The sequence below is a fragment of the Variovorax sp. dw_954 genome, from assembly GCF_018449755.1.
In the GTDB taxonomy this organism is placed as follows: domain Bacteria; phylum Pseudomonadota; class Gammaproteobacteria; order Burkholderiales; family Burkholderiaceae_C; genus Variovorax.
The window spans coordinates 219,246-232,516 of sequence record NZ_JAAVVD010000006.1; the positions used below are offsets into that span (position 1 = coordinate 219,246).

Annotated in this window: 16 protein-coding genes; 4 read left to right on the forward strand and 12 right to left on the reverse strand. The window is 67.5% G+C overall.

Translation table 11 applies throughout. From position 1 onward, the window contains the following. Positions 1 to 2: 2 nt before the first annotated feature. Both paaB and paaA read right to left on the reverse strand, forming a co-directional pair. Positions 3 to 305: a 1,2-phenylacetyl-CoA epoxidase subunit PaaB gene (gene paaB / locus HB681_RS12450; protein ID WP_213955122.1), complete on the reverse strand. Its 303-nt coding sequence runs from the start codon at positions 303 to 305 to the stop codon at positions 3 to 5. A gap of 1 nt (position 306) precedes the next feature. Beyond that, complete coding sequence (gene paaA, locus HB681_RS12455) at positions 307 to 1,302, reverse strand: 1,2-phenylacetyl-CoA epoxidase subunit PaaA (RefSeq protein WP_213955123.1); 996 nt, start codon at positions 1,300 to 1,302, stop codon at positions 307 to 309. 248 nt (positions 1,303 to 1,550) lie between these two features. Between paaA and paaX the strand changes: the two genes are divergently transcribed. Then, positions 1,551 to 2,474 carry a phenylacetic acid degradation operon negative regulatory protein PaaX gene (gene paaX, locus HB681_RS12460; RefSeq protein WP_213955124.1) on the forward strand — a complete coding sequence of 308 codons (924 nt, stop codon included), beginning with the start codon at positions 1,551 to 1,553 and terminating at the stop codon, positions 2,472 to 2,474. On the opposite strand, the gene HB681_RS12465 is transcribed toward paaX, so the two are convergent. Further along, a complete protein-coding gene (locus HB681_RS12465; protein WP_213955125.1) occupies positions 2,449 to 3,156 on the reverse strand; it encodes a histidine phosphatase family protein in 708 nt (235 codons plus the stop codon). The genes paaX and HB681_RS12465 overlap by 26 nt on opposite strands. Positions 3,157 to 3,254: 98 nt before the next feature. Here HB681_RS12465 and HB681_RS12470 point away from each other — a divergent pair, with 98 nt between their 5' ends. Further along, entirely contained in the window at positions 3,255 to 3,959 is a 705-nt protein-coding gene (locus HB681_RS12470; RefSeq protein WP_213955126.1) for an alpha/beta fold hydrolase, read from the forward strand. 131 nt (positions 3,960 to 4,090) lie between these two features. Here the strand turns inward: HB681_RS12470 and HB681_RS12475 are convergent, their stop codons facing one another. Next, on the reverse strand, positions 4,091 to 4,525 hold the full coding sequence (locus HB681_RS12475) for an RNA-binding protein (protein ID WP_213955127.1): 435 nt from the start codon (positions 4,523 to 4,525) through the stop codon (positions 4,091 to 4,093). A 35-nt stretch (positions 4,526 to 4,560) separates the two neighbouring features. On the opposite strand from HB681_RS12475, the gene HB681_RS12480 reads away from it, so the two are divergent. Next, entirely contained in the window at positions 4,561 to 4,701 is a 141-nt protein-coding gene (locus HB681_RS12480; RefSeq protein ID WP_213955128.1) for a hypothetical protein, read from the forward strand. 11 nt (positions 4,702 to 4,712) lie between these two features. On the opposite strand, the gene pxpA is transcribed toward HB681_RS12480, so the two are convergent. The 7 genes from pxpA to HB681_RS12515 all read right to left on the reverse strand — a co-directional run bounded on the left by pxpA (position 4,713) and on the right by HB681_RS12515 (position 11,278). Further along, a complete protein-coding gene (gene pxpA / locus HB681_RS12485) occupies positions 4,713 to 5,453 on the reverse strand; it encodes a 5-oxoprolinase subunit PxpA (protein ID WP_213955129.1) in 741 nt (246 codons plus the stop codon). Between the two features lie 62 nt (positions 5,454 to 5,515). Continuing rightward, on the reverse strand, positions 5,516 to 6,514 hold the full coding sequence (locus HB681_RS12490; protein WP_213955130.1) for a biotin-dependent carboxyltransferase family protein: 999 nt from the start codon (positions 6,512 to 6,514) through the stop codon (positions 5,516 to 5,518). Beyond that, positions 6,511 to 7,173, reverse strand: a complete 663-nt coding sequence (gene pxpB / locus HB681_RS12495; RefSeq protein WP_213955131.1) for a 5-oxoprolinase subunit PxpB — start codon at positions 7,171 to 7,173, stop codon at positions 6,511 to 6,513. Before pxpB ends, HB681_RS12490 begins: the two co-directional genes overlap by 4 nt. A gap of 19 nt (positions 7,174 to 7,192) precedes the next feature. Further along, positions 7,193 to 7,693 carry a pantetheine-phosphate adenylyltransferase gene (gene coaD, locus HB681_RS12500; protein WP_213955132.1) on the reverse strand — a complete coding sequence of 167 codons (501 nt, stop codon included), beginning with the start codon at positions 7,691 to 7,693 and terminating at the stop codon, positions 7,193 to 7,195. 50 nt (positions 7,694 to 7,743) lie between these two features. Next, complete coding sequence (locus HB681_RS12505) at positions 7,744 to 8,424, reverse strand: RsmD family RNA methyltransferase (RefSeq protein ID WP_213955133.1); 681 nt, start codon at positions 8,422 to 8,424, stop codon at positions 7,744 to 7,746. 40 nt (positions 8,425 to 8,464) lie between these two features. Further along, complete coding sequence (locus tag HB681_RS12510; protein ID WP_213955134.1) at positions 8,465 to 9,823, reverse strand: pitrilysin family protein; 1,359 nt, start codon at positions 9,821 to 9,823, stop codon at positions 8,465 to 8,467. A gap of 15 nt (positions 9,824 to 9,838) precedes the next feature. Then, complete coding sequence (locus HB681_RS12515) at positions 9,839 to 11,278, reverse strand: pitrilysin family protein (protein ID WP_213955135.1); 1,440 nt, start codon at positions 11,276 to 11,278, stop codon at positions 9,839 to 9,841. Between the two features lie 28 nt (positions 11,279 to 11,306). On the opposite strand from HB681_RS12515, the gene ftsY reads away from it, so the two are divergent. Further along, positions 11,307 to 12,707, forward strand: coding sequence for a signal recognition particle-docking protein FtsY (gene ftsY / locus HB681_RS12520; protein ID WP_256734923.1), 1,401 nt, complete (start codon positions 11,307 to 11,309; stop codon positions 12,705 to 12,707). Here the strand turns inward: ftsY and HB681_RS12525 are convergent. Beyond that, entirely contained in the window at positions 12,670 to 13,254 is a 585-nt protein-coding gene (locus HB681_RS12525; RefSeq protein WP_213955136.1) for a hypothetical protein, read from the reverse strand. The genes ftsY and HB681_RS12525 overlap by 38 nt on opposite strands. Positions 13,255 to 13,271 lie beyond the last annotated feature (17 nt).

The window sequence follows — 13,271 nt, forward strand, 5'->3', positions numbered from 1 at the left end:
CGTCAGATGTGTTCCACACCGTCGGGCATGGGGAAGAAGGTCGGATGCCGGTACACCTTGCTTTGCGCCGCATCGAACAGCGCTTCCTTGTCGCCGGGGCTGCTGGCCAGCACGTCGGCCGCATGCACGACCCAGATGCTCACGCCTTCGTTGCGCCGCGTGTAGACGTCGCGGGCATGCTGAACGGCGCTGGCGCCATCGACCGCATGCAGGCTGCCCACATGCTTGTGCGCGAGGCCGTGCTGGCTGCGAATGAAGATTTCCCAGAGGGGCCATTCGCGTCGGGTTTTCTGTTCGGAGCTCATGTCATGCCACCTTCAGTTCATCGGGTTGTTCCTGCTGGTCCGCGTAGGCCTGCATCGCCTCGCGGAACCATGCGCCTTCGTTCCATGCCTTGTTGCGAGCGGCCAGGCGCTCCTGGTTGCACGGACCCTTGCCGCGCACCACGTTGAAGAAGTCTTCCCAGTCGATCGGGCCGTAGTCGTAGTGGCCGCGTTCCTCGTTCCACTTCAGGTCGGCATCGGGAATGGTCAGGCCGAGGAACTCGGCCTGCGGCACGGTCTGGTCGATGAACTTCTGGCGCAGCGCGTCGTTGGTCTGCGACTTGATCTTCCAGGCCATCGACTGCGCGCTGTTCACGGACTGGTCGTCCGCCGGGCCGTGCATCGCGATGGAAGGCCACCACCAGCGGTTCAGCGCATCCTGTGCCATCGCCTTCTGCGCCGCCGTGCCGCGGCACAGCGTGTGCATGATCTCGAAGCCCTGGCGCTGGTGGAAGGACTCCTCCTTGCACACCCGCACCATCGCGCGGGCATACGGTCCGTAGGAGCAGCGGCAGATCGGCACCTGGTTGACGATGGCCGAGCCATCGACCAGCCAGCCAATGGCGCCGATGTCGGCCCAGGTCAGCGTGGGGTAGTTGAAGATGCTCGAGTACTTGGCCTTGCCCGACAGCAGGTCGAGGTAGGTCTGGTCGCGTGTCACGCCCAGCGTCTCGACCGCGCTGTAGAGGTAGAGGCCGTGACCAGCTTCGTCCTGCACCTTGGCCATGAGGATGGCCTTGCGCTGGAGCGTCGGGGCCCGCGAGATCCAGTTGGCCTCGGGCAGCATGCCGACGTATTCGGAATGCGCGTGCTGCGATATCTGGCGGATGAGCGTCTTGCGGTAGCCCTCGGGCATCCAGTCCTTGGGCTCGACCTTGATGCTGGCGTCGATCCGCTCCTGAAATGCGCGCTCCTGCGGCGACATTTCCTCCAGCGTCCTGACTGCCTGTGCACCCGTCTCGACGAGTTGTGCGTACATGCCTGTCTCCATTCATCGTGTCGTTGATATGCCCACCCCCGAATGCGCCTGCGGCGCCTCCCCCCTCAAGGGGGCGCACCCGGCGGCCCGGCAAAGCCGGTTCCGCGGGTGCCCACGAACGGGCTTCGCGGTGCTCGCCGGTTTCATGCGTCGCGGGTGCGCGCAGCGAAATGGCCAACTGAAATGAATGGTAGTGATACAAATGGACTCATACAATCGAAGGCTGTGTATCACTTCAGGAGCACGCCATGCCTCCCGCAAAGCTCGAAGCACAGATTTCCCCCCGCGTCGCGAAGCTGCGCCGAGGGCTGGTCATGCGCTCCAACTCCGTGTTGATCACCATCTACGGCGATGCGATCGCGCCCCGTCGGCAATCGGTCTGGCTGGGCAACCTGATCGCGCTGTCCGAGCCTTTCGGCATCTCGTCGCGGCTGGTGCGAACCAGTGCATTCCGGCTCACCGCGGACGACTGGTTCACCGCCACGCGCATCGGGCGCCGCAGCTACTACGGCCTGTCGGACATCGGCCTGCAGCGCGTGCGGCATGCCGATCGGCGCATCTACGAATTCAACCTGCCGACATGGGACGGCCGCTGGACGCTGGTGCTGCTGGAAACTGGCATGCGCGCCAGCATGCGCCAGCACCTGAAGCGCGAACTGCTGTGGGAGAGCTTTGGCCAGCTCTCGCCCGGCATCTTTGCGCACCCGCATGTGGACCATCAATCACTGCAGGAAATACTGCGCGCCGCCAAGGCGGAAGACCGGGTCGCCGTACTCAGTGCGCAAAGCCTCGACGACTACGGCCGCAAGCCGCTGCAAGCCCTCATGCACGACACCTTCAAGCTTTCGAAGGTCGACCAGGCATGGCAACAGTTCATTGCCCGTTTCGAGCCGGCCGTGGCGTTGCTGGACGCATTGACCCAGGCTGAAGCCTTCTTCCTGCGCACCCTGCTGATCCACGAATACCGCCGCGTGTTGCTGCGCGACCCCAACCTGCCGGCCGCCCTGCTACCGGCCGATTGGCCCGGCCTGCGCGCACGCGAGCTGTGCGAGTTGCTCTACCGCGGCTTGCTGGCGGGCAGCGAGCAGTTCCTGTGCGCCCACCTGGAAACCACCGACGGCCCCCTCATCAAGACGCCGAAAGAAATCAGCCGGCGTCTGTCGCGGGCTTGACCATGGGCGTGGGCGCGAGATGGCGCCGCTGGTCGTAGGTCGGCTGCGGCGGCAGGTCCTTCAGGTGCGCCGCATCGGCCCACTCGAGGATCTCGATGCGCGTCGGTTGCGAGGCATCGGCCAGCCGGATGCGGTTGACCCCGGCGTTCGGAATCTCGCTCTGCCGGGGCCCGCTCAGGCTCATGCCCTTGGCCGTGCGCCACACCATGTCGAGCACGCCGCCATGCGTCACGACCAGCACGTTCTGACTGCCGTAGGTCGTCGCGATACGGCCCAGCGCCTCCATGATGCGCGCATGGAAGGCAAGGGCCGATTCGCCCTCGGGCATCGCATTCTCCTCGCGGAATTCGAGCCACTGCTCCCAGGCACGCGGATGCAGCGCGCGGATCTCGTCGGCGCGCAGCCCCTCGGCCACGCCGAAGTGCTGCTCGCGCAAGCCGACAGTGGTCACGATCGGCAGCTTGAGCTGCTGCGCCGCCGGCGTCGCCGTCTGCTGCGCGCGCATCAGGTCGCTGCTGATCACCTTCTGGATCGGCTCCCCGGCCAGCCGCAGCCCGAGCCGGCGGGCCTGCTCATGGCCCATGTCGTTGAGTGGCACATCGACGTGGCCCTGGAAGCGCAGCTCGCGGTTCCAGTCGGTCTCGCCGTGACGGATCAGGATCAGGTTGGTAGAAATTTGCATAGTGCGTACTCGCATTGTCCCATTCGCACGCTTCAAACCTGTGTCGATGCCAGAATCGTTGGCAACCTCGCATTGCCATTCCTGCCAACCCCCTCGACATGCCTCAACTCGTCCTGCTTCCCGGCCTCGCCTGCGACGACCGCCTGTGGCAAGACCAGTGGCCCGCGCTCCCCAGCCACATGGCGCCGGCGGTGAGCGACGCCCACATGCGCTTCGCGACGATCGAGGAAATGGCGCGCGACGTACTGGAAGCGCACGAAGGCCCGTTGGTGCTTTGCGGCGCCTCGATGGGCGGCATGATCGCGATGGAAGCCGCGCGCCAGGCGCCAGAACGCATCCAGGGCTTGGCGCTCCTCGGCACCAATCCACGCCCTGAAACACCCGACATGCGCGCACTGCGCGAGGCCGCGATCGAGCTGTTCCAGCGCGGCGACGTGCGCAGCGTGATCGAGCCCAACGTGATGTTCGCGTTCCACCCCACGCAAGCCGCCGACAAGGAGATGGTGGCTCGCTACCTGCACATGATGCTGGACGCCGGCGCGCAGCAGTTGATCAACCAGAACCGCGCCCTGATGAAGCGCCCCGACGCGCGCGAGCAATTGCCCCGGCTGCGTTGCCCGGTGCTGGTGATGTGCGGCGACGCCGACCGCCTGACACCACCCGACTGCTCGCGCGAGATAGCGGCACTGGCGCCCGGTGCCGAGCTTGTGTGGTTGCCGGACTGCGGCCACATGCTGACCATGGAAAAGCCGGCGCTCGTCAACGCATCGCTGGGCGCCTGGCTGGACCGGCTCGTCGACTGATACGGCCCGCAATCAAACACATCACTGCGTCGGATCGGCCCGCCTGGCTACAGCACTGTCTGCGGCACTTAACTTGGCCAGACGCAAAAAAGGCTCCCAAGGGAGCCTTTTTTATTCAAAGCAGCGAGTGCTTAGTAGCCGCCGCGGCTGTTGCCGCCGCCGTAGCCACCACCGCCGCTGCCGCCACCACCGTAGCCGCCGCCACCACCGCTGCGGCCACCGCCGCCGCCGCCGTAACCGCCGCCGCCACCGCCGTAACCGCCGCCGCCGCCACCACTACGGCCGCCGCCGCCACCGAAACCACCCGAGGGGCGCGGTTCCATCGGGCGAGCTTCGTTCACCGTCAGGCTACGGCCTTCGAGTGCGTGGCCGTTCATGCCTTCGATGGCTGCGAGCGCTTCCGCATCGCTGCCCATCTCGACAAAGCCGAAACCCTTGGAGCGACCGGTGTCGCGTTCCATCATGACCTTGGCGCTGGCGACAGCACCGTACTGGCCGAAGGCCTGTTCCAGGTCGTTGTCACGGATCGAATAGGCAAGATTGCCCACGTACAGTTTTTTGCCCATTTTTTGGACTCCTCAAATAACAAGAAACAAAAGCGATGGAGTCCCAGAATCACAACAAACAAAACCCGCTGTGGCGCGAAACCAACCTATCACCGTTTGCCAACCCGCAGCAAGGTGCGGGAAAGCTGCGGCATTATGTGCCAAAGCGCGTCCTTGTGCGGGAAAAAGAAAAATAGTTCACATTGTTTCAACATGCGGCACGAATTGCGATGCCCTCTCCGGCCAGCTTTTCGCGGATGCTTCTTGCGAATTTCAGGGCGTGGGGCCCGTCGCCGTGCAGGCAGACGGTCTGGGCATTCACTGCCACCAGGCTGCCATCGATGGCCCGCACGCTGTGGTCTCGTACCAACGAAATGGCCTGGGCCATTGCCAGGGCATCGTCCTCGATCAGCGCGCCGGGCAGCTTCCGGCTGACCAGGCTGCCGTCGGCGTTGTAGCCGCGGTCGGCAAATACCTCTTCCACCGGCTGCAGGCCGGCCCGACGGGCCGCAGCGATCATTCCGCTGCCGGCGAGGCCGAAGAACCGCAGTGACGGATCGAAGCGCCTGACCGCCTCGCACAGCGCATCCGCCAATGCCGGATCCTTCGCCGCCTGGTTGTAGAGCGCGCCATGCGGCTTGACGTGCGCCAACGTGGCACCCTCCGCCCTCGCGATCGCCGCCAGCGCGCCGATCTGGTAAAGCGTGCCGGCGATGATGTCGTCGGCGGGCAGGTTCATCTCGCTGCGCCCGAAGTTCTCGCGATCCGGATAGCTCGGATGCGCGCCGATGGCCACGCCATTCTTCAGCGCCCAGCGCACGCATTGACGCATGGTCGTGGCGTCGCCCGCGTGCCAGCCGCAAGCGATGTTGGCCGAACTTACCAGCGCCATCAGCGCTTCGTCGTTGTCGCAGCCTTCGCCCAGGTCGGCATTCAGATCGATGGACATTTCGCTCACCCCGAGATTCGTTGCACATGCGTGCGCCGCAGAAGGATTCGCACCTTTTCAGTCTACGTCTGCAAGGGCCAATCGGCCGCCAGGAGGCCTTGCGCGACTTGCCGCAGATAGAGCTGCTGAGCGTCCCAGGCGGCCCGCGCGCCCGCGGCATCTGTCTCGACCAGCCGCAAGCGCGCATTGAGCGGCGCCTGCGCAAGCTTCCAGAGGTCGGCGCGGATGACCACGCCGATGCGTGGATAGCCGCCGGTGGTCTGCGCATCGCCCATGAGGATGATCGGCTGGCCGGCCGGCGGTACCTGGATCGTGCCAGGGATGACGGCCGATGAAAGCATGTCGGCCTGGCGCCGGCGCTTCAGCTCGGTGCCCGCCAGTCGACTGCCCATGCGGTTGCTCTGGGTCGTGATGCGCCACTCCCCGCTCCACAACGCCGCCCGCGCCGCCACCAGGAACTGCTCGTACTCCGGGCCCTGCATGACACGCAGGGTGATGGGTTCCGTGCCGCCCTCGCCGGCCGCCCACGCGGGCGGGCGCAGGCCGAACGGCCGACGGGTCCGCCGGGCATCATCCAGCGCGGAAGCGCCCACGGCGAGTTCGTCGTTCTTGCGCAACGCCCGCCCTTCGAAGCCGCCGAAGCCGGCCTTCAGGTCGGTGCTGCGCGATCCCAGCACCAAGGGCACGTCGATGCCACCCGCCACCGCCAGCCAGGTGCGCAGGCCAGCCTTGCCGCCCGACGCATTCGCGCCGCCCAGCCGGAGCGTCTGCCCGGCCTCGACCGGCACGCTCCAGCAGGGCCACAGCGGCCGGCCATCCAGGCGTGCGGAAAAATCGTCGCCGGCCAAGGCGATGCGCGTGGGGGATTCGAAGCGAAATTCGCAGTTGCCCAGGGTGATTTCAACGCCGGCCGCGCCGTCGGGGTTGCCGACCAGCCGATTCGCCAGGGTCAGCGCCAGCGTGTCCAGGGCGCCGCCCGGACAAATGCCGAGTTGGCGATGGCCGCGCCGCCCCAGGTCCTGCACCGATGCGAGGATGCCAGGGCGCAGGACGGTGATCACGTCCGCACGCTTTCCGCGACGAAGCGCACGCGGTCGCCGTGGCGCAGCAGCGTCGGCTCCTTGGCAGTCGGATCGAACAATTCCAGCGGAGTGCGTCCGATGAGGTTCCAGCCACCCGGCGAGGCCACCGGGTAGATGCCCGTCTGCTCGCCGCCGATGCCGACCGATCGAGCCGGCACCGAGGTACGCGGTTCGGCGCGGCGCGGCGTTGCGAGCTCGGGCGGCAAGCCGCCCATGAAGGCAAAGCCCGGGAGAAACCCGAGCAGGTAGACGACATACTCGCCGGCGCAATGGCGTCGCACCACTTCGTCGGGCGCGAGCCCGCAATGGGCTGCGACATCGCCCAGGTCCGGCCCCTCGTCACCGCCATAGGCGACCGGAACCTCCACTTCGCGCGAAGCGATGGCGCCGGCCTTGAGCTTGGGCCAAGTCGTCAGCACGCGCTCGCCCAGGGCCTCCGCATCGGCGAGCGCCGGGTCAAACATCAAGGTGAGGTTGTTCATGCCCGGCAGCACTTCGTCGACACCGGGCCACTGCGCCGCTTCCGCCGCCAGCGCCCAGATCCTCTGCTGCACCGCCAGCTGCGCAGGGGCCGGCAGTTCGCACAGCAAGGCGGCATCGCCGAGCGAGTGGAGCCGGGGCGGTGCGAGTTCGCTCATGCCAGGGGTGGCGGGCGCATCATTCGCGCCCCAGGGACCGGACCTTGGCCAACAGCTTCTTGCGCACGGCCGGCGACACGAACTTGTCGATCTCGCCGCCCAGCGTCGCGATCTCGCGCACGAAGGTGCTGGAGATGAACTGGTACTTGTCGCTGGGCGTCAGGAACACCGTTTCCACATTCGGCATGAGCGTGCGGTTCATTCCGGCCAGCTGGAACTCATAGTCGAAGTCGGTCACCGCGCGCAGGCCGCGCACCATGGCCTTGCCGTTGCGCGCGACCACGAAGTCGCGCAGCAGGCCCGAGAAGCTCTCGACCGTCACCAGTTCCTTGAAGGGCTCGACCACTTCGCGCACCATCGACATGCGCTCCTCCAGCGAGAACAGGGCCTTCTTGTGATGGCCCGCCGCCACCGCCACGATGACGTGCGAGAACAGTTGCGTGGCGCGACGCACCACGTCTTCGTGGCCGAGGGTCATGGGATCGAAAGTCCCGGGGTATACGGCAATCACACTGGACATTTTCTTTGTTCTCCTCCGCCGCCGGACTGTTCGATTTCTGGTCGGGCGGATTATGCCGCCGCAGGGGCCGATCGGCGCAGCAGATGCGCATGCACCGCACCGGCCTTCAGGTAGCGGAAGCCGACCAGGCCCAGCGGCGCGAGTTCGTCGTCGGTCCAGCGCCGTGGCGCCTCGAGGTACACCGCGCCGTCGACATGGACCGCCCGGGCCGCGGCACGCAACGCGGGCTCGTACAGCGCGGCCTGCTCGAAAGGCGGATCGAGGAACACCGCGTGCAGGCTCCCCGCCGGCGCGCGTTCGACCGCGGTCACGCCATTGCCGCGCTCGACGCGCAAGGCCGGGGCGTCGAGCTTGCCCTTGATGGCCTGCAGTTGCGCCACCAGGTCGGCGTCCTGCTCGCAGAGGATGACGCTGCCGGCGCCGCGCGATGCCGCTTCGAGCCCCAGGGCGCCGGTGCCCGCGAAGGCGTCGATGCAATGCCAGCCCGGCAAGTCGCCGCCGCCCGCGCCGGCCAGGCTGGCGAGCCAGTTGAACAGCGTCTCGCGCACGCGGTCGGGCGTGGGACGCAGGCCGGGCTTGTCCGCCACGGCGAGGCGCGTGCGCTTCCATTGGCCGCCGATGATGCGGATCTGGCGCGGCAGGGGCGCCTTGTGGCGCGGCGTCTTCGCTGCGGGCTTGGCAGGCTTGGCGGAGGGCTTGGCGCTGGCCTTGGGTGCGGTTTCTTTCCTCATCGGGCCGAGCTTAACCGCGGCCACGCGTGGCGACGTTTCGTCATTCCTTGGCGCCAAGAACGACCGTCACCATCCGGTCCGGGTGCAGCTTGCGCTGGAAGGCGGCCTTGACGTCGGCAGCGGTGATGGCATTCATGCGCGCCGTCCAGGTGTCGAGGTAGTCCAGCGGCAAGCCGTACCAGGCGATGTTGGCGACGTTGCCGAGCAGTTTGCGGTTGCTGTCCAGCAGCAGCGGAAAGCCGCCGATCAGGTTGTCCTTCGCGGCCTTGAGTTCGGCCTCGGTCGGGCCGTCGGCAACGAACCTGGCGAGCACTTCGCGCGACAGCTTCGTCGCCTCGGCGGCCTGGTCGGGCCGGGTCTGGAAGCCGATGCGGAACGCACCCGCATGCAGGCCCGGCGCAAAGCCGCTGTAGATGCTGTAGGCCAGGCCGCGCTTCTCGCGCACCTGCTCGGTAAGGCGCGACACGAAGCCGCCGCCGCCCAGGATGTAGTTGCCGAGGTTCAGTGCGAAGTGGTCCGGGTCGCTGCGTGGGTAGCCCGGCTCGCCGATGTAGACATGCGCCTGCGCGGCGTCGAAGGGAATGCGCTCCTCCTTCGCCGCCGTGAGCGGCATCACCTCCGGCACCGTCGGCAGCGCCGCGCATCCCGCTGGCTGCGCGGGCAGGCGCGACAGCAGCGTCATCGCGATGGATTCCGCCTGCGGCCGCGTGACCGCGCCAACGATGCTCAGCTTGGCGCGGCAAGGCACGATGAGTTCCGCGTAACGCGTGCGCATCGCCGCCGTGTCGATGCGCGCCAAGGTCTCCTCGGTCACCTCCGCGCCGAAAGGATGGCTGCCGTAGACCGCCTGCGAGAAGGCGCGCGAAGCGATCGTGTCGGGCTTGGTGTTGGCCTCCTTGATCGCCGCGCCGATGCGTTCGCGCTCACGCTTCCAGATGTCTTCCGGGAACGAGGGCTCGCCGATCTCGCGCGCGGCCAGGGCCACGGCCTTGTCGAGCAGTGGCGGATCGGACAGCGTGCGCAGGCTGAAGCTGGTGCGTTCGGAGCCAGCGCCCGCATCGAAGCTGGCGCCCAGGTCGGCCCAGGCCTCGCCGAGCGCGTTCTGGTCCATCGCCTGCGGATACGGGCCGGAGCCCGGCGCCGCGCGCACACCCTTCTCGATCATGCCGGCCGACACGCTCGCCAGCCCGGCCTGCGCCGCCGGGTCACGCCGGCTGCCGGCATCGAAGTCGAGCTGCAGGTCGACGATCGGGAGCGATTCGACGCTCGCGAGCCAGACCTGCGCGCCATTGGGCAAGGTCCAGTGCTCGATCGGCACCGCCGCCTGCGCGTGGGTTGCGATCAGTGCCGCAGCGCCGGCCAGCAAGGCGCCTGCGGTGAGTCTTTGAAAAGCGAACATGGTGCGTGGCTTCTTTCAGCGCAGCTCGCCCGCGGGCGCGGGACGCGGGCGGCGATTCTTGTCGAGGGGCAGCGGCCGCAGGATGGCCACCGTGAGCTGGTCGTCGCCGAAGTACTTGCCGGCGACCGCCTGCACCTGATCGGCCGTGACCGCCTGCAGCCTGGCAATCATCCTGCTGCTCGAATCCAGCGGCAGTCGCTGGACCCAGTTGCTGCCCAGTTCGCGCGCCTGCGCCATGACCGAGTCGAGCTTGTAGGTCTCGCTCGCCACCCACTGCGTCTTGACGCGCGCGAGCTCGGCCGCGCCGACGCCCTCCTTGGCAACGCGGGCCACTTCCGCGCGCAAGGCGGCCTCGACCTGCTCCGGCGTCTTGCCGGGTGCCGGCACGCCTTCGAGCCCGAACAGTTGCGGACCCCGGCCGATGAAGCCCGAATACGAACCGGCGGAATCGGCCACGCGGTTCGGCCCTTGCGTCAGCGCACGGTCCAGCCGGGCGCCCGCGTAGCCGTCGAGCAGGGCCGAGAGCACCACCAGCGCCCAGGCATCGCTCTCGCCATCGAGGCTTTCGAGCTTGGGCGTACGGAACGCCAGCGACACGTACGACTGCTCGGCCGGCGCCTTGAACTCGACGCGCCGGATGCCGCGCTGTTCCGGCTCGACGCGAGGCTTCCGCTCCGGCACCGCGCGGGCCGGGATGCTGCCGTAGTATTTCTCGGCCAACTTGCGCACCTGCTCCACGTCGACATCGCCGGCCACCACGAGGGCCGCATTGGCCGGCACGTACCAGCGCTCGTGGAAGTTGCGCACGTCCTGGGGCGTCATCGCATCCAGGTCGCTCATCCAGCCGACCACCGGCCGGTGATAGGGTGACGCGATGAACACGGCCGCGTTCTGCTGCTCGCCGAGCAAGGAACGCGGCTGGTCTTCGGTGCGCATGCGGCGCTCCTCCTTGACCACCTCGATCTCACGCTTGAACTCGTCGTCGGGCCACTGGTTATGGGCGAAGCGGTCGGACTCCAGCCTCATCACATCTTCCAGCTTGCCCATGGGAATCTGTTGGTAGTAGCCGGTGTAGTCGCGCGTGGTGAAGGCGTTCTCGCGACCACCCAGCGCGGCGACGCGGCGCGAGAACTCGCCAGGCTTCAGGTCCTTCGTCCCCTTGAACATCATGTGTTCCAGCGCGTGGGCCACGCCCGAGGTGCCGTCGACCTCGTCCATGGCGCCGACGCGCACCCACACCATCTGCACGGCGGTGGGCGCTCGGCGGTCGGGCTGGACGATCAGCGCCATGCCGTTGGCCAGCGTGAACTGCTGCGCCTGCGTGGACCGCGCGGCAGGTGTGGATGGGTTGGCGGGGGGTGGGTTTTGCGCAGCGGCGGGCGCGGACCAGAGCGCAACAAGCGCCGAGGCCAGCACCGCACCGAACGCAGCGCGGCGTGGCGAGGGGCGTTTCATAGAATGGGTCGATTGTAAAAACGCTGCGATGTTCAGTTTCTTCAAGAAAAAAAAGCCCGAGGATGAACTGCCCCCGGCATCCGAACCTTCTCCATCCCCCGCGCCGATGATGGCGCCGGGCACGGCGGAGCAGGAGGTGCCGGCGTTCCTGCGCGACTTGCCCGCTCCGGGCGACGTGGCATTCGATGCCCTCCGAGGGAGAGGTCCCGGCGCCGGCGGCACAGTATCGACGCCCGCATCGAAACCGCTAGCCGATGCGGCCATTGCGCCGGCACCAGCGGCTCCCACGCCCGCCGCAGCACCGTTCCTGCCGCCGCGCTGGACCAAGCCGCCGCCGGCCGCACCGCTCGCGTTCAAGCCGCCACCGCCTGTGCCCCCATCGGCCGCGGTGCCACCGGCTGCAGCCACCGACGTCCCCGCGTTCCTGCGCGACCTGCCGCCCGCGCCGACGCCCTCCACACCACCTGCGGATCAACGCAAGCCCTCGCCCTACCGCGCCGCACCGCCGCCGGAGGCACCCGGCGAACCGGAGCGCGCAGGCTGGCTCGCCAAGCTCAAGACCGGCCTCAAGAAGACCGGCACCGGCATCCAGGCTGTGTTCGTCAACGCGCAGATCGACGAAGACCTCTACGAGGAACTGGAGACCGCGCTGTTGATGGCGGACGCCGGCGTGAAGGCGACCGAGCAGATGCTCGAGGAATTGCGCCGTCGCGTCAAAAGCACCATCGCCACCGATGCCGCGCAGGTACGCGTGCTGCTGGCCGACGTGCTGACCGACCTGCTCAAGCCGTTGGAAAAGCAACTCGTCATCGGCGAACACACGCCCACCGTGATCATGGTGGCCGGCGTCAATGGCGCCGGCAAGACCACGTCCATCGGCAAGCTCACCAAGCACCTCGCGGACGAGGGCTGCGCGGTGCTGCTGGCCGCTGCCGACACCTTCCGCGCCGCGGCACGCGAGCAGTTGCTGGTCTGGGCCGACCGCAACACGGTCGAGATCGTGAGCAACGAAGGCGGCGATCCGTCCTCGGTGAGCTTCGACGCGGTGAAGGCTGGCAAGGCACGCGGCAAGGACGTGGTGCTGGTCGACACGGCCGGGCGACTGCCCACGCAGATCCACCTGATGGACGAATTGAAGAAGATCAAGCGCGTGGTCACCAAGGCCGACGCATCGGCGCCGCACGAGGTGCTGCTGGTCATCGACGGCAACACCGGCCAGAACGCGGTCGCGCAGGTCAAGGCCTTCGACGACGCGCTCGGCCTCACGGGGCTGATCGTGACCAAGCTCGACGGCACCGCCAAGGGCGGTGTGCTCGCCGCGATCGCGCGCGAGCGGCCGATCCCTGTGTACTTCGTCGGTGTCGGGGAGAAGCTGGAGGACCTGGAGACCTTCAGCGCGCGCGAGTTTGCGCAGGCGCTGCTCGGCTGAGTTCCGCTGCGCGACGCAAGCGGCTCGGGTACCAGCCCGTGAACCAGGCCGCGCCCGCCAGCGCGCCGACGGTGATGGCAACGCCCACCGCCAGCGGCACCTGTGGCAGCAGCGCCATGATGAGGTCCGCGCCCGTCATCAGCGCAAAGGCCAGTCCCCATACCGCCGTGAGGATCTGGTTCACCGCGAGGAACTTCGGTGAATCGTGGAATTCCTTCGGCGCCTGCTCCCGCGCATACTGCAGCGTGAAGGGCTGGCGAATCAGCATCGTGAACAACACGATCAGCAGCAGTCCGCCGTCGACCGCCAGCCGGACCTCCGGAATGCTCCAGGCCCCGCCGTTCAGCAGCACATGGACGCCGAGCCCGCCGAACAACAGCACCGTGCCGATCTCCAGCAGCTTCATCGCACGATGGCGAACGAAGTGGTCGCGCAGCAGCAGCGCCAGGGCCAAGGCAGCGGCGGAGAACAGCGAAACGGTGAGGGGCGCCGAACGTGACATCAGCGCGTAGAGGACGAAGGGTGCAAAGCTCAGAAGAATGCCCATGACGGTCTCCGAAGAAT

Bases quoted from the DNA above. Each gene is read 5' to 3' on its own strand.
- HB681_RS12480 (WP_213955128.1), top strand. From the start codon at position 4,561: ATGGAGTCCCAGAATCACAACAAACAAAACCCGCTGTGGCGCGAAACC.
- HB681_RS12515 (WP_213955135.1), bottom strand. From the start codon at position 11,278: ATGAAACGCCCCTCGCCACGCCGCGCTGCGTTCGGTGCGGTGCTGGCC.
- paaA (WP_213955123.1), bottom strand. From the start codon at position 1,302: ATGTACGCACAACTCGTCGAGACGGGTGCACAGGCAGTCAGGACGCTG.
- paaB (WP_213955122.1), bottom strand. From the start codon at position 305: ATGAGCTCCGAACAGAAAACCCGACGCGAATGGCCCCTCTGGGAAATC.
- HB681_RS12465 (WP_213955125.1), bottom strand. From the start codon at position 3,156: ATGCAAATTTCTACCAACCTGATCCTGATCCGTCACGGCGAGACCGAC.
- HB681_RS12475 (WP_213955127.1), bottom strand. From the start codon at position 4,525: ATGGGCAAAAAACTGTACGTGGGCAATCTTGCCTATTCGATCCGTGAC.
- HB681_RS12510 (WP_213955134.1), bottom strand. From the start codon at position 9,823: ATGTTCGCTTTTCAAAGACTCACCGCAGGCGCCTTGCTGGCCGGCGCT.
- HB681_RS12470 (WP_213955126.1), top strand. From the start codon at position 3,255: ATGCCTCAACTCGTCCTGCTTCCCGGCCTCGCCTGCGACGACCGCCTG.
- pxpA (WP_213955129.1), bottom strand. From the start codon at position 5,453: ATGTCCATCGATCTGAATGCCGACCTGGGCGAAGGCTGCGACAACGAC.
- paaX (WP_213955124.1), top strand. From the start codon at position 1,551: ATGCCTCCCGCAAAGCTCGAAGCACAGATTTCCCCCCGCGTCGCGAAG.
- coaD (WP_213955132.1), bottom strand. From the start codon at position 7,693: ATGTCCAGTGTGATTGCCGTATACCCCGGGACTTTCGATCCCATGACC.
- HB681_RS12505 (WP_213955133.1), bottom strand. From the start codon at position 8,424: ATGAGGAAAGAAACCGCACCCAAGGCCAGCGCCAAGCCCTCCGCCAAG.
- HB681_RS12525 (WP_213955136.1), bottom strand. From the start codon at position 13,254: ATGGGCATTCTTCTGAGCTTTGCACCCTTCGTCCTCTACGCGCTGATG.
- pxpB (WP_213955131.1), bottom strand. From the start codon at position 7,173: ATGAGCGAACTCGCACCGCCCCGGCTCCACTCGCTCGGCGATGCCGCC.
- ftsY (WP_256734923.1), top strand. From the start codon at position 11,307: ATGTTCAGTTTCTTCAAGAAAAAAAAGCCCGAGGATGAACTGCCCCCG.